This is a genomic window from Sphingoaurantiacus capsulatus, from assembly GCF_042648405.1.
In the GTDB taxonomy this organism is placed as follows: domain Bacteria; phylum Pseudomonadota; class Alphaproteobacteria; order Sphingomonadales; family Sphingomonadaceae; genus Sphingoaurantiacus; species Sphingoaurantiacus capsulatus.
The window spans coordinates 52428-74315 of record NZ_JBHRXV010000008.1; the positions used below are offsets into that span (position 1 = coordinate 52428).

21 protein-coding genes are annotated in these 21888 nt (G+C 68.0%); 9 read left to right on the forward strand and 12 right to left on the reverse strand.

All coding sequences use genetic code 11. From position 1 onward, the window contains the following. The first annotated feature begins 45 nt into the window (after positions 1 to 45). Positions 46 to 774, forward strand: coding sequence for a hypothetical protein (locus ACFOMD_RS09675; protein ID WP_380860509.1), 729 nt, complete (start codon positions 46 to 48; stop codon positions 772 to 774). A gap of 101 nt (positions 775 to 875) precedes the next feature. Here ACFOMD_RS09675 and ACFOMD_RS09680 read toward each other — a convergent pair whose 3' ends face one another. The 3 genes from ACFOMD_RS09680 to ACFOMD_RS09690 form a co-directional block, all read right to left on the reverse strand. Further along, positions 876 to 2312, reverse strand: coding sequence for an aldehyde dehydrogenase family protein (locus tag ACFOMD_RS09680; protein WP_380860512.1), 1437 nt, complete (start codon positions 2310 to 2312; stop codon positions 876 to 878). Between the two features lie 105 nt (positions 2313 to 2417). Then, positions 2418 to 2621, reverse strand: a complete 204-nt coding sequence (locus ACFOMD_RS09685; RefSeq protein ID WP_380860515.1) for a DUF2061 domain-containing protein — start codon at positions 2619 to 2621, stop codon at positions 2418 to 2420. 275 nt (positions 2622 to 2896) lie between these two features. Then, complete coding sequence (locus ACFOMD_RS09690; protein ID WP_380860518.1) at positions 2897 to 4282, reverse strand: amidohydrolase; 1386 nt, start codon at positions 4280 to 4282, stop codon at positions 2897 to 2899. A 127-nt stretch (positions 4283 to 4409) separates the two neighbouring features. Between ACFOMD_RS09690 and ACFOMD_RS09695 the strand changes: the two genes are divergently transcribed. The 3 genes from ACFOMD_RS09695 to ACFOMD_RS09705 are packed head-to-tail and all read left to right on the forward strand — an operon-like array spanning position 4410 to position 8828. Continuing rightward, positions 4410 to 5834, forward strand: a complete 1425-nt coding sequence (locus ACFOMD_RS09695; protein ID WP_380860521.1) for a TolC family protein — start codon at positions 4410 to 4412, stop codon at positions 5832 to 5834. Next, positions 5834 to 7558, forward strand: a complete 1725-nt coding sequence (locus ACFOMD_RS09700; RefSeq protein WP_380860524.1) for a type I secretion system permease/ATPase — start codon at positions 5834 to 5836, stop codon at positions 7556 to 7558. Before ACFOMD_RS09695 ends, ACFOMD_RS09700 begins: the two co-directional genes overlap by 1 nt. Positions 7559 to 7562: 4 nt before the next feature. Then, positions 7563 to 8828, forward strand: a complete 1266-nt coding sequence (locus tag ACFOMD_RS09705; protein WP_380860527.1) for an HlyD family type I secretion periplasmic adaptor subunit — start codon at positions 7563 to 7565, stop codon at positions 8826 to 8828. Between the two features lie 118 nt (positions 8829 to 8946). Here ACFOMD_RS09705 and ACFOMD_RS09710 read toward each other — a convergent pair whose 3' ends face one another. The 3 genes from ACFOMD_RS09710 to ACFOMD_RS09720 are packed head-to-tail and all read right to left on the reverse strand — an operon-like array spanning position 8947 to position 12075. Continuing rightward, positions 8947 to 9351, reverse strand: a complete 405-nt coding sequence (locus tag ACFOMD_RS09710) for a GFA family protein (protein WP_380860530.1) — start codon at positions 9349 to 9351, stop codon at positions 8947 to 8949. A gap of 17 nt (positions 9352 to 9368) precedes the next feature. After that, positions 9369 to 11615, reverse strand: coding sequence for a xanthine dehydrogenase family protein molybdopterin-binding subunit (locus tag ACFOMD_RS09715; protein WP_380860533.1), 2247 nt, complete (start codon positions 11613 to 11615; stop codon positions 9369 to 9371). A 4-nt stretch (positions 11616 to 11619) separates the two neighbouring features. Then, positions 11620 to 12075: a (2Fe-2S)-binding protein gene (locus ACFOMD_RS09720; protein ID WP_449329076.1), complete on the reverse strand. Its 456-nt coding sequence runs from the start codon at positions 12073 to 12075 to the stop codon at positions 11620 to 11622. Positions 12076 to 12195: 120 nt separating this feature from the next. On the opposite strand from ACFOMD_RS09720, the gene ACFOMD_RS09725 reads away from it, so the two are divergent. After that, positions 12196 to 12633 carry an FKBP-type peptidyl-prolyl cis-trans isomerase gene (locus tag ACFOMD_RS09725; RefSeq protein ID WP_380860536.1) on the forward strand — a complete coding sequence of 146 codons (438 nt, stop codon included), beginning with the start codon at positions 12196 to 12198 and terminating at the stop codon, positions 12631 to 12633. Between the two features lie 117 nt (positions 12634 to 12750). Here the strand turns inward: ACFOMD_RS09725 and ACFOMD_RS09730 are convergent, their stop codons facing one another. Together ACFOMD_RS09730 and ACFOMD_RS09735 are read right to left on the reverse strand one after the other, a co-directional pair. Next, complete coding sequence (locus tag ACFOMD_RS09730; RefSeq protein WP_380860605.1) at positions 12751 to 14217, reverse strand: class I adenylate-forming enzyme family protein; 1467 nt, start codon at positions 14215 to 14217, stop codon at positions 12751 to 12753. Positions 14218 to 14243: 26 nt separating this feature from the next. Beyond that, complete coding sequence (locus ACFOMD_RS09735) at positions 14244 to 15248, reverse strand: NADP-dependent oxidoreductase (protein WP_380860539.1); 1005 nt, start codon at positions 15246 to 15248, stop codon at positions 14244 to 14246. A gap of 91 nt (positions 15249 to 15339) precedes the next feature. Here ACFOMD_RS09735 and ACFOMD_RS09740 point away from each other — a divergent pair, with 91 nt between their 5' ends. The 4 genes from ACFOMD_RS09740 (at position 15340) to ACFOMD_RS09755 (ending at position 19686) form a co-directional block, all read left to right on the forward strand. Further along, on the forward strand, positions 15340 to 16551 hold the full coding sequence (locus tag ACFOMD_RS09740; protein WP_380860542.1) for a multidrug effflux MFS transporter: 1212 nt from the start codon (positions 15340 to 15342) through the stop codon (positions 16549 to 16551). A gap of 103 nt (positions 16552 to 16654) precedes the next feature. After that, a complete protein-coding gene (locus tag ACFOMD_RS09745; RefSeq protein WP_380860545.1) occupies positions 16655 to 17803 on the forward strand; it encodes an acyl-CoA dehydrogenase family protein in 1149 nt (382 codons plus the stop codon). Positions 17804 to 17956: 153 nt separating this feature from the next. Further along, complete coding sequence (locus ACFOMD_RS09750; RefSeq protein WP_380860547.1) at positions 17957 to 18751, forward strand: SDR family NAD(P)-dependent oxidoreductase; 795 nt, start codon at positions 17957 to 17959, stop codon at positions 18749 to 18751. Then, positions 18748 to 19686: an alpha/beta fold hydrolase gene (locus ACFOMD_RS09755; RefSeq protein ID WP_380860550.1), complete on the forward strand. Its 939-nt coding sequence runs from the start codon at positions 18748 to 18750 to the stop codon at positions 19684 to 19686. Before ACFOMD_RS09750 ends, ACFOMD_RS09755 begins: the two co-directional genes overlap by 4 nt. On the opposite strand, the gene nhaA is transcribed toward ACFOMD_RS09755, so the two are convergent. The 4 genes from nhaA to ACFOMD_RS09775 form a co-directional block, all read right to left on the reverse strand. Next, positions 19617 to 20798, reverse strand: a complete 1182-nt coding sequence (gene nhaA / locus ACFOMD_RS09760) for a Na+/H+ antiporter NhaA (RefSeq protein WP_449329077.1) — start codon at positions 20796 to 20798, stop codon at positions 19617 to 19619. The genes ACFOMD_RS09755 and nhaA overlap by 70 nt on opposite strands. Before the next feature lie 152 nt (positions 20799 to 20950). Further along, positions 20951 to 21145 carry a hypothetical protein gene (locus ACFOMD_RS09765; protein WP_380860556.1) on the reverse strand — a complete coding sequence of 65 codons (195 nt, stop codon included), beginning with the start codon at positions 21143 to 21145 and terminating at the stop codon, positions 20951 to 20953. A gap of 198 nt (positions 21146 to 21343) precedes the next feature. Further along, complete coding sequence (locus tag ACFOMD_RS09770) at positions 21344 to 21613, reverse strand: DUF5985 family protein (protein WP_380860559.1); 270 nt, start codon at positions 21611 to 21613, stop codon at positions 21344 to 21346. Then, positions 21610 to 21885 carry a DUF5985 family protein gene (locus tag ACFOMD_RS09775; protein WP_380860561.1) on the reverse strand — a complete coding sequence of 92 codons (276 nt, stop codon included), beginning with the start codon at positions 21883 to 21885 and terminating at the stop codon, positions 21610 to 21612. The genes ACFOMD_RS09770 and ACFOMD_RS09775 overlap by 4 nt, the downstream gene beginning before the upstream one ends. Between the last annotated feature and the right edge of the window lie 3 nt (positions 21886 to 21888).

The following is a 21888-nucleotide window of genomic DNA, read 5'->3' on the forward strand; positions in this document are numbered from 1 at the left end:
TTGCCGATCGCGGCCGCAAGTGTAGCGGCGACCGGGGGGAAATCGATGCGCGCCGCTATCTGCTTGTCAGTTTCGATCATTGCGTTGGCGAGTGCGTCGGACGCCCGGGCGGCGGCGTTTCGCCTCGATGTTGTCGGAAACGTCGACTATCTGACGGCCCGGCAGGGCGGCAATGTCGTCTCGACGCCTTCGGGCATGGTCTCTGTCGGTGACGAGTTTCGCCTGAGCGTTACCTTCGACACAGCGCCGGCGACCGTATCGCCGACCTTCGACGCGGACCCGACCGTCAATATCTACGATCTGGTCGGATCCCGGATAACCGCCCGCATCGGTTCTTACACGACCACATTCAGCCCCCTGTTCTCGTTCAACAGCCAGATACAGATCTGGAACGATCGGGATGTTGTCGGTGCGGTCGACGCGCAGTCGTTCAACTTTTTCAATTACAACTTCTCTCCACCAAGCGGCTACGCCTTCGACGTGGGCAGTGGTCTCGTCTCCGAAAGCATTACTTTCAATGCGTTCGATTTTTCCGCCAGCGCGCGCGGCGACGACCTCATAACCAGCTTGATGCCGCTGTCATTGTTCGCGAGCAGAAGCTTCAACTACGGGCTGCTCAACGCCGATAGCGATCTTTTCCTCTATGTCGGATCGACGGTGAACGAGGCCACGCTGACAGCGATACCGGCACCCGCTGGCTGGCAGATGATGATGCTTGGGATCGGCCTGTTGGCAGCCCGGCCACGCCGTTTTCGGCGTGGTTCGAGGCGGTAGCGAGTTAGGCGCACAGCACCGCTCACCGCCCTTACCCAAACATTCGTCATCCCGGCAAAGGATGGGATGACGAACGTCAGGTGCGTGATAGAGGGGCGCCCCTACTCGGCCGCTTCCTTGGGTGCGAAGCCGAGGACCGCCTTCGTCTCGAGGAATTCGCCGAACGCGTGGTCGCCCCATTCGCGGCCGTTGCCCGACTGCTTGTAGCCGCCGAACGGCGCCATGAAGTCGATGCCGGCGCCGTTGATGTTCACCTGGCCGGCGCGCATCGACTTCGCCACGCGGCGGGCGTGCTCGGGCTCGCCCTGCACATAGGCGGCGAGGCCGTATTCGGTGTCGTGCGCCACCGCGATCGCTTCCTCTTCCGACTGGTAGCCGAGGATGGCGAGCACCGGCCCGAAGATTTCCTCCTTCGAAATCGACATCTCGCTGGTGACGTCGGCGAAGACGGTGGGCTTCACATAATAGCCCTTCTCCAGCCCGTCCGGGCGGCCGACACCGCCGGCGACCAGCGTGGCGCCCTCGTCGATGCCCTTCTGGATCAAGGTCTGGATCTTGTTGAACTGAACCTCGGAAACGACCGGGCCCATCGCCGAATTGCCGGTCGGGTCGCCGACGGTGGTCGCCTCGGCCGCGGCCTTGGCGATCTCCTTTACCTGCGCCATGCGGCCGGCGGGGACGAGCATGCGGGTCGGCGCGTTGCACGACTGGCCCGAGTTCATCATCACCGATTTGACGCCGCCGGCGATCGCCGCGTTGAAGTCGGCATCGTCGAGGACGATGTTCGGCGACTTGCCACCCAGTTCCTGATGGACGCGCTTGACCGTCGGAGCGGCGTTGCGCGCCACCTCAATGCCGGCGCGGGTCGAGCCGGTGAAGCTGACCATGTCGATCTGCGGATGGCTGGAGATGGCGGCGCCAACGGTGGGACCGTCGCCGTTGACCATGTTGTAAACGCCCGCCGGCACGCCGGCCGCGTGCATGATCTCGCTCCAGATGTACCCCGAGAAAGGCGCAACCTCGGAGGGTTTCAGCACCATCGTGCAGCCCGTGGCGAGCGCCGGGGCGACCTTGGTCGCGATCTGGTTCACCGGCCAGTTCCACGGCGTGATGAAGCCGCAGACGCCGATCGGGTCCTTCACCAGCAGCGTGGTGCCGCGCAGCTCCTCGAACTTGTAATCCTTCAGCACCGCCATCGCGGTCTGCAGATGCGCGATGCCGAGCGCCGCCTGCGCCTGGTTGGCGAGATAGGCGGGCGCGCCCATCTCCTCGGTGATGGCGGCGGCCATGTCGTTGTAGCGCTTCTGATATTCGGCGACGACCGCGCCCAGCAGGTCGAGGCGATCCTTGACGCTGGTCTGCGAGAAGCTGGCGAACGCCCGGCGCGCGGCCTGCGCAGCCCGGTCGACATCGACCGCCGAGCCGAGGCTGATGCGCCCGGCGACGCCTTCGTTCGCCGGGTTGATGACGTCGAGCGTCTTCGGCTCGACCGGGTCGACCCACTGACCGTCAATGTAGAATTTGAGATAGTCGCGCATAACCGGCTCCCTCCAAGGTATTTTGCGGCCAGCTTAGAGGGCGCGCACGCCGATACTAGCCCGCACTCGCGCTAGGATCGTTCGCCCGGAACGGCCAATCGCATTTCAGGCAGCAACCGGCGTGCGGCCGAACAGACGGCCGGCCCAGGCACGCTCGTGGAAGAAGAAGGCGACAGCGTTCACGCAGGGTTCGATGATCGCGATGCCGCCGGCGATTTCGATCGAGCCGGTCAGCAGATAGGCGACGGTGAAGCCGATCGTCAGGTGGATCGACAGGTAGGTCAGGGTCTTCAGATACTCGGTCGGCATCGGCGTCTCCTCGGGTTCGAGGTATATGCGAATGATTCGCAGGAGTGCTAATGAGGAGTTCCGATGGCTGTGATCGGTTTTGTTGGTGAAGGGGCGTCTACCCCCTCCCCCGCTGACCCTGAGCTTGTCGAAGGGTGATGGGTTTGCACGACCAGCGTGCGCGCGCTCGCCTTTCGACAGGCTCAGGGTGAGCGGGAGAGGACAGTGAGTTGCAGCTGGATATCGGCTTTCGCCGGTATGACGGGTGTGGGGTGTTGCGGCGGTGCTCGCCCCGCTTACTTGCCCGCGCTCAACGCCCCACGCTTGCGGCTGCCCTTCATCACCAGCGTGGCCGGCGGCAGCGGCTTCGCATCACGGCCGAACAGGCCAAGCGCGGCGCTGCTCATCGCCTCGACGCCCATCGCGATGGTGGGCGCGGCGTCGGGGGCGAAGCGGGAACTGTGCTGGGCGGGGAGCTTGGACGGGTTGCCCTTCACCGCGCGCCATTCGACCGGATCGACGGCGCCGAGCCAGAAGATCAGGCTCTCGATCGATGTGTCGGCGCGGTAATATTCGCTGAAATCCTCGCCGCCCATCACCGCCGGCTGCAGGATCACCTTGTCCTTGCCGAAGCGCTCGGCGAACAGATCGCCGATGTGCCGGGTCAGCCGGTCGGTGTTGTAGGTCGCGGGGGTGAAGTCGTCGCCGACGGTCATCACCGGCATGCGGTCCTGCGGAAAGCCGGCGGCCTGCGCCTCGCCCAGCGCGATGCGGCGGATGCCGTCGAGCAGGCGCGCACGCGATTCGTCGCCGTAGCTGCGCACCGTCAGTTGCAGCCGCACCTCGTCGGGGATGATGTTGTGCTTGCTGCCGCCGTGGATCGAGCCGACCGAGATGACGGCGGGCGTGTCATGCTGCTGGCTTTCCTTCGCCGCCAGCTCCTGCAGCGCCACCACGGTGCGCGAGGCGAGCATGATCGGGTCCTTCGCCACCTGCGGATAGGCGCCGTGGCCGCCGATACCGCGGATGTCGAGATCGACCGAATCGACGTTGGCCAGCGCATAGCCGTGCGAATAGGCGATCATCCCGGCGGGGAGCGCGGCATGGCTGTGCAGCGCCAGCACATAGTCGGGCTTCGGAAAGCGTTCGTAGAGGCCGTCGTTCAGCATGGCGAGCGCGCCGCCGCCGCGTTCCTCGGCAGGCTGGCCGATCATTACCAAGGTGCCCGACCAGCTGGCGCGGTCGGCGACGAGGCGGCGGGCGGTGCCGACCCAGGCGGCCATGTGCAGATCATGCCCGCAGGCGTGCATCACCGGCACCGTCTGCCCGTCGGGGCCGGTAGCCGTCGCCTTGCTGGCAAACGAAAGCCCAGTTTCCTCCTGCACCGGGAGCGCGTCCATGTCGGCGCGGATCATCACCACCGGGCCGGGGCCGTTCTCCAACACCGCGACGACGCCGGTCTTGCCGACGCCGGTGGTCACGGTGAAGCCGAGCTGGCGCGCCTCGGCGGCGAGGCGGGCGGCGGTACGCACTTCCTGGAAGGACAGTTCGGGATGCTGGTGGAGATCGCGATAGACGTTGAGGAGGTAGGTCGAGTCGCTGGGCGCGGGCAGCACCAGATCGGCGGCAGACGCGCCACCGGCGAGTGCAAGGCACAGGAGTGGCGCCAGTTTCCAGCGCATGCAATTCCCTCCCCAGAGAATTCCCGTTATGTAACGCGAAGCCTACCTCAAACGAGCGTCAGGCCAAGAGTGTTTCGCTCATTCTGCCGAGGGGACCGGCCGGGTAGCGCAGTTTGGGAACGGAATCTTGAAGTCATCACGCACGGCAGCCGCCGTCGCGGCGCTCCTGCTGGCCGCGCCAGCCGGCGCACAGGTCCCCATCGCCACCCTGCCCGGCCCGTCCGGGCAGCCGCAGGCGATCGATCCCGCGAAAGACCCGCTGCTCAACTTTTTGAAACGCGCCGATGCCAATGCGGCGTTTGGCCCCTCGGTGACGCGCGCGATCGAAAGTCACCCGAGCGTGCTCGAGGCGATCGCCGCGCAGCGCGAGGCGCGGCAGGTGCGCGCCGAAATCCGCGCCGGCCGGCTGCCGCGCGTCGATGTGGTGCTGAACGGCGACTACAGCATCGCCCGCAATTTCGAGATCGATAACGACAATATCATCGAGCGGTCGCGCCCGCGCACCCGCACCGACGCCAACATCAGTGCCGAGCAGTTGCTGCTCGATTTCGGCGCCACGTCCCGGCGAGTCGCCGCCGCCTCGGCGCGGATTTCCGCCGCCGAGGCCGAAGTGCGGCGGGTAGCGAACGACGCCGGCCTGCGCGCCGTCGCGGCCTATTATGACGTGCTCGCCTACCAGACGCTCAACGACATGGGTCAGGCGTTCATCCAGCGGCACCGCGATATCCTGAGCGATACCAGGATGCGCTTCGAGCAGGGCTATGGCGCCGGCGGCGACGTGGCGCGGGTCGAATCCTATCTGGCGAGCGCCGAGGGCACCGTCGCGCGGTTCGAGCGACAGCTCGCCTCCTCGCGGGCGCGTTATCTCGAAGCCTTCGGCGAGCCGGCGCCGGCGCGCATCGTCCGCCCCGCCCCGCCGGAAAGCGAGGCAGCGACCGCCGAGGATGCCGCCGAGTTGAGCGCGCGCGCACCCGAAGTGACGGCAGCGAAGGCGCGCGAGGCGAGCGCGGAGCGCGAATGGCGCGCCGCCCGGTCTGACCGGCTGCCGCGCATCACCGGCGTCATCGACGGCACGCAGTATGACGTGCTTGATGACGGCGACGATTACGACGTGCGCGGCCGGCTGGTGCTGCGCCACAATCTGTTCAGCGGCGGCCAGACCTCGGCCCGCGCCAACCAGGCGCTCGCCCGCTACCGCCAGTCGGAGTTCGCCGCCGAGCGGGTGGTGAACGAGGCGGGCCGCGACGCCGGCATCGCCTTCGAGGACGTCCGCGTGCTGGAGAAGCAGGCGGCGACGCTGGAGCGCGCCTACATCGCCAACCGCCGCACCCGCGACCTGTTCGTCGAGCAGTTCAAGGTGTCGCGCGGCAGCCTGCTCGACGTGCTGCAGGCCGAGCAGGATTATTTCGAGGCGGCGACCGCTTATCTGCAGGGCTCGACCGAGCTCGACGTGGCGCGGCACGTGCTGCTCGACCGCACCGGCGAGCTGCTCGACCACTTCAATCTTTCCTTCAGCTTCAGCGACGCCCAGTCGCTCTTCGGAGGCCGCTGATGGCCGATCACGACATCAAGGCCCCACCCCCACGCATCGCGCCATGGCTGATGGACCCGATCCGCGCCAACAAGAAGATGTACGGGCAGGTCGCGCTGGCAGCCGTCCTCATCAACCTGTTCAGCCTCGTCACCTCGCTGTTCTCGATGGTGGTCTATGACCGCGTCGTTCCGAACAACGCCACCGAATCGCTGATCGCGCTGTCGGTCGGCGTGGCGATCGTGCTGATCTTCGACTTCATCCTGAAATCGCTGCGCGGCTATTTCATCGACATCGCCGGCCAGCGCATCGACCGCGACCTCGGCGCCGCCATCTTCAAGCGGCTGCTGGCGATGCGGATGGAAGCGCGCAAGGGTTCGGCTGGCGCCTTTGCCGGGCTGCTGCGCGAGTTCGAGGCGCTGCGCGAATTCTTCGCCTCGGCGACGCTCGCCGCGCTCGTCGACGTGCCGTTCATCATCCTGTTCCTCGCGGTCATCGCCTCGATCGGCGGCTGGGTGGTGCTGGTGCCGCTCCTCGCGGTGCCCGTCGTCATCGCCGCCGGCTGGCTGGTGCAGCCGGCGCTCGGCCGCCTCGCCGCGGGCGGCATGGGCCAGGGCCTGTCGAAGCAGGGCGTGCTGGTCGAGACGATCTCCGGCCTCGAGACGGTGAAGTCGTCGTCGGCCGGGCCGTTGCTCGCCGACCGCTGGTCGCACGCGGTCGACAGCCATGCCGACCTGTCGATGCGCCAGCGGATGGTCAGCGCCATCGCGATCAACGTCGCCGGGTCGGCGCAGCAGATCAGCTACGTCGGCACGATCATCGTCGGCGTGTTCCTGATCGGCCGCGGCGACCTGACGATGGGCGGTCTCATCGCCTGCTCGATCCTCGCCGGGCGCTGCGTCGCGCCGCTGTCGCAGATCGCCAACCTGCTGACGCGCCTCAGCCACACCCGCACTGCCTATCGGCAGCTCAACGAGATGATGAGCGAGGCGGGCGAGGTCACCGACGGCGCCACCTATCTGCGCCGCAAGACGATCGAGGGGCGCATCGAGTTCAGGAACGTCATCTTCCGCTATCCGGGCTCGACGCAGCGCGCGCTTGACGACGTATCCTTCACCATCGGCGCCGGCGAGCGCGTCGCGATCCTCGGCCGCGTCGGCTCGGGCAAGTCGACCGTCGCGCGCCTCATCCTCGGCCTCTATCAGGCGACCGAGGGCGCGGTGTTCATCGACGAAACCGATGTGCGCCAGATCCACCCCGACGACCTGCGCCGCAACGTCGGCGCGGTGTTGCAGGATGTGTTCCTGCTGTCGGGATCGGTGCGCGAGAACATCACCTTAGGCGATGCGGCGGTCGACGACGAGGAAGTGCTGCGCGCCGCCAAGGTGTCGGGCACGCACGACTTCATGGGGCAGATTCCGAACGGCTACGATCTGCGCCTCGCCGACCGCGGCGAAGGCCTGTCGGGCGGCCAGCGCCAGTCGATCGCCATCGCCCGCGCCGTCGCCGGCAGCCGGCCGGTGCTGCTGTTCGACGAGCCGACGAGCGCGATGGATATCCAGTCGGAGAACGCGCTGCTCGCCCGGATGGAGGTTGAGCTGAAGGGAAAGAGCGTCGTGCTGGTCACGCACCGCGCCTCGATGCTGAAGCTCGTCGACCGGGTGATCATTCTCGACCGCGGCAAGATCGTCGCGCAGGGGCCGCGCGATGACGTGCTGAAGTCGGTCGCGGTGGGAGGACAGTAGCGTCATGGACCTGACCGCCAACATCGAGCGCCTGCCCGATCGCATCGAGCCGAGCCGCGCCGCCAATCTGCTGCTGTGGACGATCGCCGGCTTCGTCATCCTGTTCGTCGGCTGGGCCGCGCTCGCCCGCGTCGACGAAGTCAGCCGCGCGCAGGGCCGCGTGATCCCGTCGCGACAATTGCAGGTCGTCTCCAACCTCGAAGGCGGCATCGTCCGCGAGATTCTCGTGCGGCAGGGCGAGAAGGTCGAGGCGGGACAGGCACTGCTGCGCCTCGACGCCACGCAATTCTCCGCGCAGTTCACCAAGGAGCAGGAGGGCTACAATGCCCTCGTCGCGCGCATCACCCGGCTGCAGGCCGAAGTCGGCGGCGGCTCGCCGAGCTTCCCGCCGGGTCTCGTCACCACCTCCCCCGCCCTCGTCGCCGCCGAGCGCTCGCTGCATCAGGCGCGGCAGTCGGAATTGTCGGCCGCGCTGTCGGTGGCGGGCTCACGGCTTGAGCAGGCGCAGACCACCGTGTCGACGCGCGCGCAGGCGAAGAGCCTCGCCGACCGCGAGCTGGCGCTGATCGGCCCGCTGGTCGAGAAAGGCATCGAGCCGCAGATCGAGCTGCTGCGCGCGCAGTCCGCCGCGTCACAGGCGAGCGGCGAATATCGCGGCGCGCAATCGGCGGTGGCCGAGGCGTCGTCCGAGCTGCGCGCGGTGCGCGAACAGTTCCGCGCCAAGGCGGTCGACGATCTCACCGCCGCCAAGGCCGAACTCGCCGGTATGGGCCGCGAGCTGCCGGCGCTGCGGGATCGCGTCACCCGCACCGAACTGAAGGCGCCGATCAGCGGCACCGTCAACCGCGTGCTGGTCAACACCGTCGGCGGCATCGTCAAGCCGGGCGAGCCGCTGGTCGAGATCGTGCCGGGCGACGATGCGCTGGTCATCGAGGCGCGGGTGGCGCCCGCCGACATCGCCTTCATCCATCCCGAGCAGCGGGCGCAGGTGAAGCTCACCGCCTACGACTATTCGATCTACGGGTCATTGGAGGGCCGGGTGGAGCGCATCTCCCCCGACGCGGTGCTGACCGACGAGCGCACCGGCGAGACGCATTATCTCGTCCGCGTCCGCACCGACGGCCGCCTCCTCGGCAACGACGGCCGCCCGCTGGCGATCACGCCGGGCATGGTGGCGGAGGTCGACCTGCTCGGCGAGAAGCGCTCGATCCTGAGCTACATCCTGAGCCCGATCCAGCGGGTGGGCGACAAGGCACTGCGGGAGAAGTAGGGGCTGCGCCCCGGCGCACCCCACGGCCGTCATCCCGGCGAAGGCCGGGATCCATTCGACGATGGGTATGGATTCCGGCCTTCGCCGGAATGACGAATTGGGGTGTTTGAGGCCGCCGCTACTTCGCCCGTCCCGCCGGATAGCGCGGCAGGCCGTCGTCGATCCGGTGCCATGCCACCGCGTCGGCGGCGTATATGTGGAAGGTCGGCACCACGCGATCCGGCTCATCGAGCGAGCCGAGCCAGATGTCGATGGTGTCGGGCTCGTCGGGAATGTCGAAGAAGAGGTGGCCGCCGCAGGTGCCGCAGAACAGCCGCGTCACCGCCGGCGAGGAAGGGTAACGGACCAGCGCGTCCTCGCCCTGCAGCATCTGCAAGCGGTCGCGCGGCAAGGTGCAGGCAGCGATCACCGGCGAGCCGCTGGCTTTGCGGCACATCGAGCAGTGGCAATAGCCGATGTTGGTCGGCTCCGCGTCGAAGCGGTAGCGCACCGCGCCGCAAAGGCAGCCGCCTTCAGCAATCATGCCAGCCGCCTCCCCGATCATGCCAGCTGACTACCGATCGGCAGTTTCCTGATCCGCTTGCCGCTCGCTGCGGCCAGCGCGTTGGTGAGCGCGGGGGTGAACGGCGGCATCGACGGTTCGCCCATGCCGCGCGGCGCCACATCGGACGCGATGGTGTGCGTCTCGATGTTGGTCGCGGCGCGGTCGATGCGCATCATCTCGTAGCCATCGAAGTTGCTCTGTTCGACCTGCCCGTCCTTAACGGTGATCGCCTGCCCCAGCGCGGTCGACAGCGCATCGTTGATCGCGCCTTCGTTCTGCATGGCGACGCCGTTCGGATTGACGACGATGCCGCAATCGATGCCCGAGACGATGCGATCGACCGAGAAGCCGCCGTCCTCCTTCAGCGACACGTCGACGACATGCGCGACATAGGTGCCGAAAGAGAAATGCGCGGCGATGCCGCGGCCCCTGCCGTTGCCGCCCGCCGGCCCCTGCCAGCCGGCCTTCTCCGCCGCGAGCTTGAGCACATTCGACAGGCGCCCGGTCGAGAAGATCGGGCCGCCATGCGCCTCATATTTGAGGTCGCGCGCTTCACCCAGCGAGGTGAGGCGATATTCGAGGGGATCGCGGCCGGCGGCGGCGGCGATCTCGTCGAGGAAGGCCTGCTGCACCCAGGCGTTGACGGTATGCCCCGGCGCGCGCCACGCGCCGCGGATCGTCGCTGAATCCATCGCGACATATTCATAGCGGCGGTTGGGCACGAAGCTGCCCGGCCAGTCCTCCGGCGCCACCTCTGACCGCTGGAAGATATCGGCGCCCGGATTGTCCTCACGCGCCACGCGGTAGAGGCGCGACTGGCTGGCGACGCGATGCTCCCAACCGGTGAGATTGCCGTCCTTGTCGATCGCCGCGCGCAGCAGGTGGGCGCCGCCCGGGCGGTAGAGATCGGTGCTCATGTCGCACTCGCGCGTCCACACGAGCTTCACCGGCGCGTTGACCGCCTTGGAGATCGTCACCGCCTCGATGATCGGGTCCTGGTAGAGCCGCCGGCCGAAGCCGCCGCCCGAGCGCACCGGCGTCAGGTCGACATTGCCGGGCGCGACACCCGCCGCGATCGACGCGGCCATGACGGCGGCGACGGGAAGCTGCGTCGGCGCGATCAGGCGGACGCGGCCGTCCTTCACATGCGCGATGCAATTCTGCGGCTCGAGCGTCGCGTGGGCGACGAGCGGCGCCTCGTAGCGCGCCTCGATGACCTTGGCGGCCTTGTTGAAGGCGGCGGTGACATCGCCGACATCGCGGACCCGATGGCGATCGCCATTGGCGAGCGCGTCCCAGGCGGCGGCATAGGCCGCGTCGCTGTTCTCGCGCTTCGGCCCCGCCTCCCATTCGACCTGCAACGCGTCGCGGCCCTTGCGTGCCGCCCACAGGCTGTCGGCGACGACGGCGACGCCTTCGCAGAGATTCTTGTTGCGGACATGCGTGCCGACCTCCGGCCGCGCGAGCTTCACGACATGGCGAACGCCCGGCACCGCGCGCGCCGCCGTCTCGTCGAGCGACTTCACCGCGCCGTCGAGATAGGGCGAGCGCAGCACCACCGCGTGCAGCATCCCGTCGATCTTCTGGTCGATGCCGTAAAGCGGCTGCCCGGTGACGATCGCCAGCGCCTGCTTCTGCTTCTGCGCCTTGCCGATGATGCGATGTTCGCTCCGCGGTTTCAGCGGCAGCGGCTCGGTCGGCACCGGCTGCTGCGCGGCGAGCGACACCAGCTCGCCGTAGCGCGCACTGCGTTTCGACGCGCGGTGATGGACGATGCCCGACGACGTGGTCAGCTCGCTCGCCGGCACGCCCCATTGCTTGGCGGCGGCGGCCATAAGCAGATGACGCGCCACGGCGCCCGCCTGCCGGCCGGGCTCGTAACCGGCGGCGATGGCACCCGAGCCGCCGGCGCCGCTGGTGAACACCTTCTCCTGCGGGCGGCCCTGATCGTCGAGCGTGAACACCGACGGCATGTTCTCGACGGTGACGCTCGCCCAGTCGACATCGAGTTCCTCGGCGATCAGCATGGGGATCGCGGTGTTGGTCCCCTGCCCGATCTCGGTGGTGGCCGTCGCGATGGTGACGCGATTGTCGGGCGAAATGCGGATGTAGAGGCCGAGCTTGTCGGCGGGCGGCACCTCGCCGGCGGCGACCGCCTCGCGCGCCTCGAACAGCAGGAAGGCGCCGCCGGCGGAGGCCGCCTGAAGGAAGCCGCGACGGGTCGGATTGAACATGATCGTCATCGCCTCAACCCCGCATCAGCGCCGCAGCGCGGTGGACGGCCTTGCGCACCCGTGGGTAGGTGCCGCAGCGGCAGAGATTGCCAATCGACTGGTCGATGTCGGCATCGGTCGGGTTGGGGTTGCTCTTCAGGAAATCGCTGACCGCCATGATCTGCCCGGCCTGGCAGTAACCGCACTGGGCGACATCCTCCTCGATCCACGCCTGCTGCACCGGGTGCAGCTTGTCGCCCTTGGCCAGCCCCTCGATGGTGGTGATGCTGGCGCCCTCCGCGCCGGCCATCGGCACCGAGCAGGACCGCTGCGCCTCGCCGTTCACATGCACGGTGCAGGCGCCGCAGCTCGCGATGCCGCAGCCGAACTTGGTGCCGACGAGGCCGAGTTCGTCGCGGAGGTACCAGAGCAGGGGCATGTCCGGGTCGCCGTCGAAGCGCTGCCGCTTGCCGTTGATGATGATGTCCATGATGGCCCCCGTTTCGTGAATCCTTCGACCGCAAGCTTAACCGCAGGCGGCGGCTTCAGACATCAATTTCCACGAACGGTCGCAAGCGCTAGACCAATGGTCGTAACGAGGGAGACGGCGATGCGGATGATGGTGATGGCGGGCCTGTTGATGGCGGCGGTGCCGGCGACGGCCGCGCCGGTGGCGATGCCGGGGCCGAGCTATGAGGTGCTCGCCGCCGGGCCGGGCGCCGGCGCCTACCCGACGCGCGCCGATCTCGTCACCATCCGCTATGTCGGCAAGCTCGCCAACGGCGACATCTTCTCGACCTCGGCGGATGAAGGCCGCGGCATTACCGAATTTCCGGTGCGCGGCGTCGTCCCCGGCTTCAGCGCGCTGGTGCAGATGATGCGCGTCGGCGACAAGTGGCGCTTCCACCTGCCCGGCTACCTCGCCTACGCGAAGCCGGGACGGACGCATCAGCCGCCCGAACCGACCCTGAAGCGCGACGTGCCGCCGAACGCCGACCTGATCTTTGACGTGGAGCTGGTGGCGATCAGGAAGGCGCCGGCGACCTAGCGCACCCTATCGCCATCCCCGCGAAGGCGGGGACCCAGCACGAAAGCAAAAGGCGCCAGCGATAGCTGGCAGGTTGTTTGTGATGGACTGGGTCCCCGCCTTCGCGGGGATGACGGGCTAAGCGTAGCCGTCGCGCAGGTCGCGCTTCAGCACCTTGCCGATGTGACTGCGCGGCAGTTCGTCGAGCAGGCGCACGTCGGACAGGCGCTGGGTTTTGCCCAGCCGCTCGTTGGTCCACGCCTTGATCGCGGCGGCGTCGGCGCCCTTCGACACCACGAACGCCACCGGCGTCTCGCCCCAGTCGGCGGAGTGGACGCCGACCACCGCGACGTCGGCGACGTCCGGGTGGCCGCGCATGACCGCCTCAAGGTCGGACGGGTAGATGTTGAAGCCGCCCGAGATGATCATGTCCTTCTTGCGATCCATGAGCGTCAGGAAGCCGTCTTCGTCGAAGCGGCCGACATCGCCGGTGCGGATGTAGCGGGTGCCGCCCGGCGACACCCAGGTCGCGTCGTCGGTCTTGCCCGGCTGGTTGTGATAGCCGTTCATCATCGCCGCCGAGGCGCCGACGATCTCGCCGATTTCGCCGGTCGGGACTTCGCGGCCCTCCTCGTCGATCAGGCGGATGTCGTGGCCCGGGATCGGGCGGCCGACGGTGTGAAGCTTGTCGGGCCATTCATGCGCGACCAGCACGCAGGAGCCGCCGCCCTCGGTCATCCCGAAATATTCGACGAGGCCGCCGGGCCAGCGCCTCAATATGTCGGTCTTCAGCGCGGCGCCGAACGGGGCCGAGGTGCAGAATTTCATCCTGAAGCTCGACAGGTCGGCGGCGTCGAACTCGGGCAGCGCCAGCATGCGGCTGTACTGCACCGGCACCAGCATGGTGTGGGTGACCTTGTAGGCCTGCGCCAGCTCCAGATAGCGCTTGGCGTCGAACTTCTTCATCAGCAGCACCGCGCCGCCCGCCGCCAAGGTCGGGAAGAAGCTGACCAGCGTGGTGTTCGAATAGAGCGGCGTCGACAGCAGCGACACGGTGCCGGGGCCGTAGCCGCTCGCCTCGGCGCGGTTGACGTGCTGGAAGCGCATGCCGTGGCTCTGCACGATGCCCTTCGGCGTGCCGGTCGTCCCCGAAGAGTAGATGATGTTGAACGGCCACTCCGGCTGAATATCGACCGGGGCCGGCACCGCGCCTTCGGGCTCGATCCACGCCTCGAACGCTTCGAAGGCGGTGCGCGGCGTGGCCGGATCGTGCGGCTGGCCGCTGATTGCCGCTTCGACCTCGGCGTCGAGGAAGAAGCGCTTGGCGCCCGAGTCCGCGACCATCCCGACGATCTGCTCGGGCGTCGACGACGGTGCGATCGGCGCCACCGCGACGCCGGCCCGCAGCGCGCCCACGAACAGCGCGGCATATTCGATCGAGGTCGAGGCGCAGATCGCGATGCTTTCGGTGGGCCGGACGCCCTCGCGCTGCAGCGCGGCGGCGATCCGGTCCATCAGATCGTCGAGTTCGGCATAGTTCAGCCGCACGCCGTCCTGGATCAGCGCATCGGCATCGGGCCGCGCGCCGGCGTGCGCGCGGATCATGTCGGGGACGGTGCCGAACTCCTCGCTCACAGCTTGACGAGCATCTTGCCGGTGTTGCCGCCGGAGAAGAGCTTCAAAAAGGCGCCGGCGGCGTTGTCGACGCCGGTCTCGACCGTCTGCTCCCACTTCAGCTTGCCGCCGGCGATCCAGCCGCTCATGTCCTTGATGAACTGCGGGCGCAGGCCAGCAAATTGCGTGACGATGAAGCCCTGGATCTTCAGGCTCTTGCCGACGACGTAGATCAGGTTGCGCGGCCCCGGCGCGGGCTCTTCGTTATTATACTGCGCGATCATCCCGCATTCGGCGAAGCGGGCGAACGGCTTGGCGAGTTCGAGCGCGACTTCCAGATGCTCGCCGCCGACATTGTCGAAATAGACGTCGATGCCCTTCGGCGCGGCGGCGCGGACGGCCTCCAGCAGATTGCCCTTCTTGTAGTTGATCGCGTGATCGACGCCGACCGACTTCAGCCAGGCGCACTTCTCGTCGCTGCCGGCGGTAGCGACGACGGTGCAGCCCTTGATCTTGGCGATCTGCGCGACGATCGAGCCGACCGCGCCGGCGCCGCCCGAGACGAACACGGTGTCGCCTTCCTTCGGCTGGCCGATCTCGAGCAGTCCCGCATAGGCGGTGAGCCCCGGCATGCCGAGGATGCCGAGGAACGCCTCGACCGGCACGCCGGCGTCGGCGGGCAGCTTTTCGAGCGTGTTCGCCGGCGCGACGAAACCCTCGCGCCAGCCGAGCATCGACATGACGAGGTCGCCCGGCTTGAAGTCGGGCGAGCCGCTCGCCACCACCTCGCCGACCGCGCCGCCTTCGAGCGGCTTGCCGACCTGGAACGGCGGCACGTAGCTCGGCCGGTCGTACATGCGGCCGCGCATATAGGGGTCGACCGACATCCAGCGGTTGCGGACCAGCACCTGCCCCTCGCCGGGCGACGCCAGCTCGACGCTGCCGACTTCGAAATCGCCCGCCTGGGGCATGCCCACCGGGCGGCTTTTCAAACGTACCTCGCGTGACGTGAAACCGGCCATGTCGTGACTCCCCATGATGTGCGTTCTTTGCGTTGCGGATGGTTAGCCGATAGAAGCCCCGCCGCAACTACCCGAAACATGGAGGGGACCGATGCACGCACCGCGCGCCGCGCACCCCTCATGGGGCATGATCACGCTCCTCGCCGCAATGAGCGCGTTCGGGGCGCTGTCGATCGACATGTACCTGCCGGCGATGCCGACGATCGGCCAGGCGCTGAACGCAGCACCCGCCGACGTGCAGCGCTCGCTGTCCTCGTTCCTCGCCGGGCTTGCCATCGGGCAGGTGCTGTACGGGCCCTGGTCGGATCGGTCGGGCCGTCGCCCGCCGATCCTTGCCGGCATCGTCCTCTATATCGTCGCCTCGGCGGCGTGCGCGCTGGCGAACAGCGCCGAGCTGCTGATCATCGGCCGCTTCGTGCAGGGCTTCGGCGCCTGCGCGGCGCTGGTGGTGAGCCGCGCCTTCATCCGCGACACCTACGGCCATCAGGAGACGGCGCGCATCCTGTCCTTGATCATGCTGGTGTTCGGGGTGGTGCCGATCGTCGCCCCGATCCTCGGCGCGCTCGTGCTGACGATCGCCGACTGGCACATGATCTTCTGGCTGCTGACCGGCTTCGGCGTGATCCTGTTCTTCGCGGTGTTCGTCGCGCTGCCCGAATCGCGATCGGCGGAGACGGCGGCGCAGGCGGCGACCGAAACGCCGGCGCAGGCCTATTGGGAGCTGCTGAAAAGCCGCCGGCTGATGGGCTATCTGCTGTCGGGCGCGTTCAACGGCACCTGCCTGTTCACCTATATCGCCGCCTCGCCCGACCTGATCATCGGCACCTATGGCGTGCCGCCGCAGCATTTCAGCTGGATCTTTGGGACCAACGCCGTCGGTCTCGTCATCGGCAGCCAGATCAACCGCCGGCTGCTGCTGCACTATTCGACCGACCGGGTGGCGGCGATGGCGACGCTGTTCGCGCTGGCGTGGGGCGTGGCGATGGCGGTTGCGGCCGCCACCGGCTTCGGCGGCATGTGGGGCGTGCTGGTGCCGCTGTTCCTGGTCATGTCGACCTACGGCTTCCTCGCCGCCAACACCACGGCGGGCGCGCTGTCGGTCGACCCGGTGCGCGCGGGGTCGATCTCGGGGCTTTCCGGCCTGCTGAGCTTCGGCATCGCCGCGGTCGGCACCGCGCTGCTCGGCTTCTTCCACGTCGACGGCAGCGCGCTGCCGATGGCGGGCGGGATGCTCGCCGCGCTGACCCTCGCGGCGGCCGCCCTATTTCTTCTCGCATTGTCGGGACGGAAGAGCGCGAGCTAAGATTCTTTCCAACACGTCATCCCGGCGAAGGCCGGGATCCATGACGACGGCCGGTGTGGATCCCGGCCTTCGCCGGGATGACGGGAAAGAAGATGGAGCCGCCGTGTCCCTCGATTCCGATACCCTCGCCCAGCTTCTCGACACTGTCCGCCGCTTTGTCTCGGAGCGATTGCGTCCCTTGGAGGCGCACATCTCGGAGACCGACGAGGTGCCCGAGGCGGTGGTGGCGGAGATGCGCGAACTCGGCCTGTTCGGGCTGACGATCCCGGAAGGATACGGCGGCCTTGGCCTGTCGATGGAGGAGGAATGCCTCGTCGCCATCGAGATGGGGCGGACCTCGCCGGCGTTCCGATCGGTGTTCGGCACCAACGTCGGCATCGGCAGCCAGGGGCTGGTGATGTTCGGGTCGGACGCGCAGAAGGCCAAGTGGCTGCCGGGCATCGCCAGCGGCGAGATCGTCACCAGCTTCGCGCTGACCGAGCCGGAAGCGGGCTCCGACTCCGCCGCGGTGAAGACCCGCGCGCGGCTGGATGGCGACGCCTATGTGCTCGACGGGCAGAAGATCTTCATCACCAATGCCGACAAGGCGGGGCTGTTCACGGTGATGGCGCGCACCGACCCCGACAAGGCGGGCGGTGCCGGCGTCAGCGCCTTCCTCGTCCCCGGCGATTTGCCGGGCCTGCATGTCGGCCCACCTGAGAAGAAGATGGGCCAGCAGGGTGCCCATGTCTGCACCGTCAGCTTCGATGGGGTACGCGTGCCGATCGAGAACCGGCTTGGCGCCGAGGGCGAAGGCTTCAAGGTGGCGATGCGCGTCCTTGACCGCGGGCGGCTGCACATCTCCGCGGTCTGCGTCGGCGTCGCCGAGCGGCTGATCGCCGACTGCGTGGCGTTCGCGGCGGAGAGGAAGCAGTTCGGCAAGGCCATCGCCGAGTTCCAGCTCATTCAGGCGATGATCGCCGACAGCAAGACCGAAAGCCTTGCGGCGAAGGCGCTGACGCTTGAGACGGCGCGAACGCGTGATGCTGGCAAGAGCGTCACGCTCGAAGCGGCGGCGGCGAAGTATTTCGCGTCGGAGATGGTCGGCCGCGTCGCCGATCGGGCGGTGCAGATCCATGGCGGCGCCGGCTACATCGCCGACTATGGCATCGAGCGCTTCTACCGCGATGTCCGCATCTTCCGCATTTACGAAGGCACCAGCCAGATCCAGCAGATCGTCATCGCCCGCGAGACGATGAAGGCCGGCGGATAGGGCACGACATACCAACCACAGCATCGTCATCCCCGCGAAGGCGGGGAACCAGCACGAAGCGAACACGGCGCCCGCAGAGCGGGCACGTCATTTGAATGGACTGGGTTCCCGCCTTCGCGGGGATGACGAGAAAGAACGAGAGAGGGAGTAATCATGGCCGGACGGCTTGAAGGACGAACCGCGCTGATCACCGGCGCGGCGAGCGGCATCGGGCGGGCGGCGTCGCTGCTGTTCGCGAGCGAGGGCGCCAGTGTCGTTGCCGCCGATCGCGCCGCCGAGGTCGAGGAGACCGTGGCGATGGTGCGAAAAGGCGGCGGCCGGGCCGAGGCGATCGTCGGCGATCTCGGCGACAAGGCGCTGGTCGACAAGGCGGTGGCGACGGCGCTCGACAGCTTCGGCGGGCTCGACGTGACCTTCGCCAACGCGGGCGTTTCGGGCGGCCTCGTGCCGCTGTTCGAGCTGACGCCCGAACTGTGGAACGACATCCTGCGCATCAACCTGACCGGCGTGTTCCTGGCCGTTCAGGCCTCAGCGAAAGTGATGATCGATCGGGGGACCAAGGGCTCGATCATCTGCACCGCCTCGGTCGCGGGCCTGCGCTCGGGCGCTGGCGGCATCCCCTATTCGGCGTCGAAGGCGGGCGTCATCAGCCTCGTGCAGACCGTCGCCAACCAGATCGGCGGCACCGGCATCCGCATCAACGCGGTCTGCCCCGGCCTCACCGAGACCGGCATGACGCAGCCGGTGTTCGACATGGCGCGCGCCCGCGGCACCGACCACAAGCTCGGCCAGCTCAATCCGCTGCGCCGCGCCGCCGTGCCCGACGAGATCGCGAAGGTGGCGCTGTTCCTCGCGTCGGACGAGGCGTCCTACGTCAACGGGCAGGCGATCGCGGTCGACGGCGGCCTGTCGAGCTCGCACCCGGTGGTGCCCGGCAAGATGGCGTGACCGATAGCGACGATCTGAAGGCCCCACTCGCCCGCTATGGCGGCGAGCGGCCGCCGGCGCCCGCGTGGTTCGATGCGGCGATCGCGCAGGCGCCCGCGCGGCGCTTCGTCGAGGTCGAGGGCGCGGCGATCGAGAGCCTGAGCTGGGGGGAGCGTGGCAAGCCGGGGCTGCTGTTCCTGCACGGCAATGGCGCGCATGCCGACTGGTGGAGCTTCATCGCGCCCTTCTTCGCGGCCGATTATCGTGTCGCCGCGATGTCGTGGGCCGGCATGGGCGGGTCGGCGCATCGCGAGCGCTATTCGGTCGATAGTTTCATCGCGGAAGCGATGACCGTTGCCGAGGCCGAAGGACTGTTCGACAGCGAAGTGAAGCCGGTGTTCGTCGGCCACAGCTTCGGCGGCTATCCGCTGATGAACATCGGGGTGCGCCACGGCGACCGGCTGCGCGGCGCGGTGATGGTCGACACGCCCGTCCACGCCCCCGACAAGCCGCGCCACAAACGGACGCGGATGGAGGACGCGAAGCCGCATCGCGTCTATCCGACGCTCGCCGAGGCGCTCACCCGCTTCCGCTTCGCGCCCGAGCAGCCGTCGATCACCCCCTATATAACCGATTTCATCGCGCAGCGGTCGCTGCGCGAGGTGGAGGGCGGCTGGACGTGGAAGTTTGATCCGGTGCTGTGGGCCAAATTCGAGATGGGCGAGAGCGCGCCGCTGCTGCCGCGCATCGCCTGCCCGTTCGCGCTGATCTGGGGCGACCGGTCGCTGCTGATGCCCGCCGAGGTCACCGATTATATCCTCGCGTCGGCACCCGCCGGATCGCCCGGCATCGTCATCCCCGACGCCGCGCATCATGTGATGATCGATCAGCCGCTGGCGTTCGTGTCGGCGTTGCGTGCGCTGCTGGCGGGCTGGGTGCCGGCGAGCAGCAGATAGCCGGCGAGCGCCGACAGCAGCGAGCCGGCGAGCACGCCGAGCTTCGCCGCCTCGTTGAGCGCACTCCCCTCCCCGAACGCCAGCGCGCCGATGAACAGGCTCATGGTGAAGCCGATGCCGCAGAGGATGGCGACGCCGTAGAACTGCCGCCAGGTGGCGTGCGCGGGGAGCGAGGCCCAGCCGAGCTTGATCGCCACCCCCGCTGCGGCAGCGATGCCGAGCTGCTTGCCGAGGAACAGGCCGAGCGCGACGCCGAGCGGCACCGGGCCGAGCACCGTCGCCGGATCGAGCCCGGCGAAGGACACGCCGGCGTTGGCGAAGCCGAAGATCGGCACGATGACGAAGGCGACCCACGGCTGCAGCCGATGCTCCAGCCGGTGCAGCGGCGACACCGCCGGCTTGGCGCGCAGCGGCACCGTCATCGCCACCGCGACACCGGCGAGCGTCGCGTGAACCCCCGACTTCAGCATGGCGAACCAGACGAGCGCGCCGATGAGCAGCCACGGTGTCAGCCGCGTCACGCCGAGGCGGTTGAGCGCATAAAGAATTGCCAACCCGGCGAGTGCGGCGGCGAGCGGCAGCAGCGCCAGTTGCTCGGTGTAGAAGACGGCGATGATCGCCACGGCGCCCATGTCGTCGAGGATGGCGAGCGCGGTCAGGAAGATTTTGAGCGAGGCCGGCACGCGCGGGCCAAGCAGCGCGAGCACGCCGAGCGCGAAGGCGATGTCGGTCGCCGCCGGGATCGCCCAGCCGCGCGCCGCCTGCGGATCACCGCCGGCCACCGCGAGATAGATCAGCGCCGGCACCGCCATGCCCGCCGCCGCGGCAAGGCCGGGCAAGCTGCGCTGCCGCCAGCTTGACAGTTCGCCGGCGAGCATCTCACGTTTGATCTCCAACCCGACGAGCAGGAAGAAGATCGCCATCAGCGCGTCATTGACCCAGTGCAGCAGGCTGAGGCCGCCGAGCCGGGTGCCGAGCATGTCGAAATAGGCGGCGGCGAGCGGGGAGTTGGCGATGATCAGCGCGAGGGCGGCGGCGGCGATGAGCACGAAACCGCCGGCCGCTTCCGTTGCGAGAAAGGCGCGGAGGGTGGACGAACGCTCGGTCACCAGCCCTGCTTAGGGAGCGAGGTCGGGCGCGACAACCCTCCCCTCCCCGAGGGGGAGGGGTTGGGGGTGGGTTCTCCTCGCGCGGGCTAATTTCCGAGTGCTCGCCTGCTAGCGGCAGCCCACCCCTTAACCCTCCCCCTCGGGGAGGGGAGGTTTCATTCAGCCGGCTGCATCCCGTCCGCCAGATCGAGATAGATGCCCGACATCCGGTAATGTGCCTGCACCGCCGCCGGATGCGTCGCGCGCGCCGCCGCTTCGACCGCCTGCTCGGCGCGGCGGAGGAAGAAGGCGGTGTCCTCCTCGTCGGTCTCCAGGGCGGCCACGGGGGTCGAGCGGTCTTCGGTCAGCATACACACCTCCGGTACGCGGCACGTCGCGGGACGAGCCGTCGCGCGCGATGCCGTGAGCTTTGGACTTCGATAGGGATTCGACGTTGCAGCGGGGCGACTTATTCCCCGAAGCGGCCGATGGCAGGATGTCGCAGAATCATTTGTCCGACCTAACCCCGCGATCGGGCGACCGTTCCGCGCCGAAACGAATTTCTTCCTTTATTCCGAGCGGTTCTTGTGGGCGATGCCGAAGATGATCATCACGAAGGCGGCAAGGCGCAGCAAGTAGATCCAGCTCTTCTCCTCGACGGGCGCGTTGGTCAGCGCGAGCAGCGCCTGCCCGACCGCGAGCAGCAGGAAGGCGCCGGCGAAGGTCGCGAACAGCAGGTCCCCGCTCTGCCGCCAGAAGCGCAGGAAGAACAGCGCGGCGACGAGGTCGCCCATCACGATCAGCCCCGACAGCAGATAGAAGAGCGGATCGGGCGTCATTCGGCCTCCCAGATGAAGCCGTAAAGCAGCACGCCGACCGCGACCAGCGAGGGCACCAGCCGCCAGATCGACAGGTCGATCTGCGTCGGCAGGATCAGGATGTCGATGACGACGATCAGATTGTTGAGCGCGAGGAAGACGAAGCACAGGCTCGACCAGAGCAGCAGCCGCGCCTTCGTCCGCGAATAGCTGCGCGCCAGCAGCAGCGCGCAAGCCGCACTGGTGGCGAGGCAGAGGAGATAGACCGCCGACTGGAAGGCGAAGCCATCCATGCC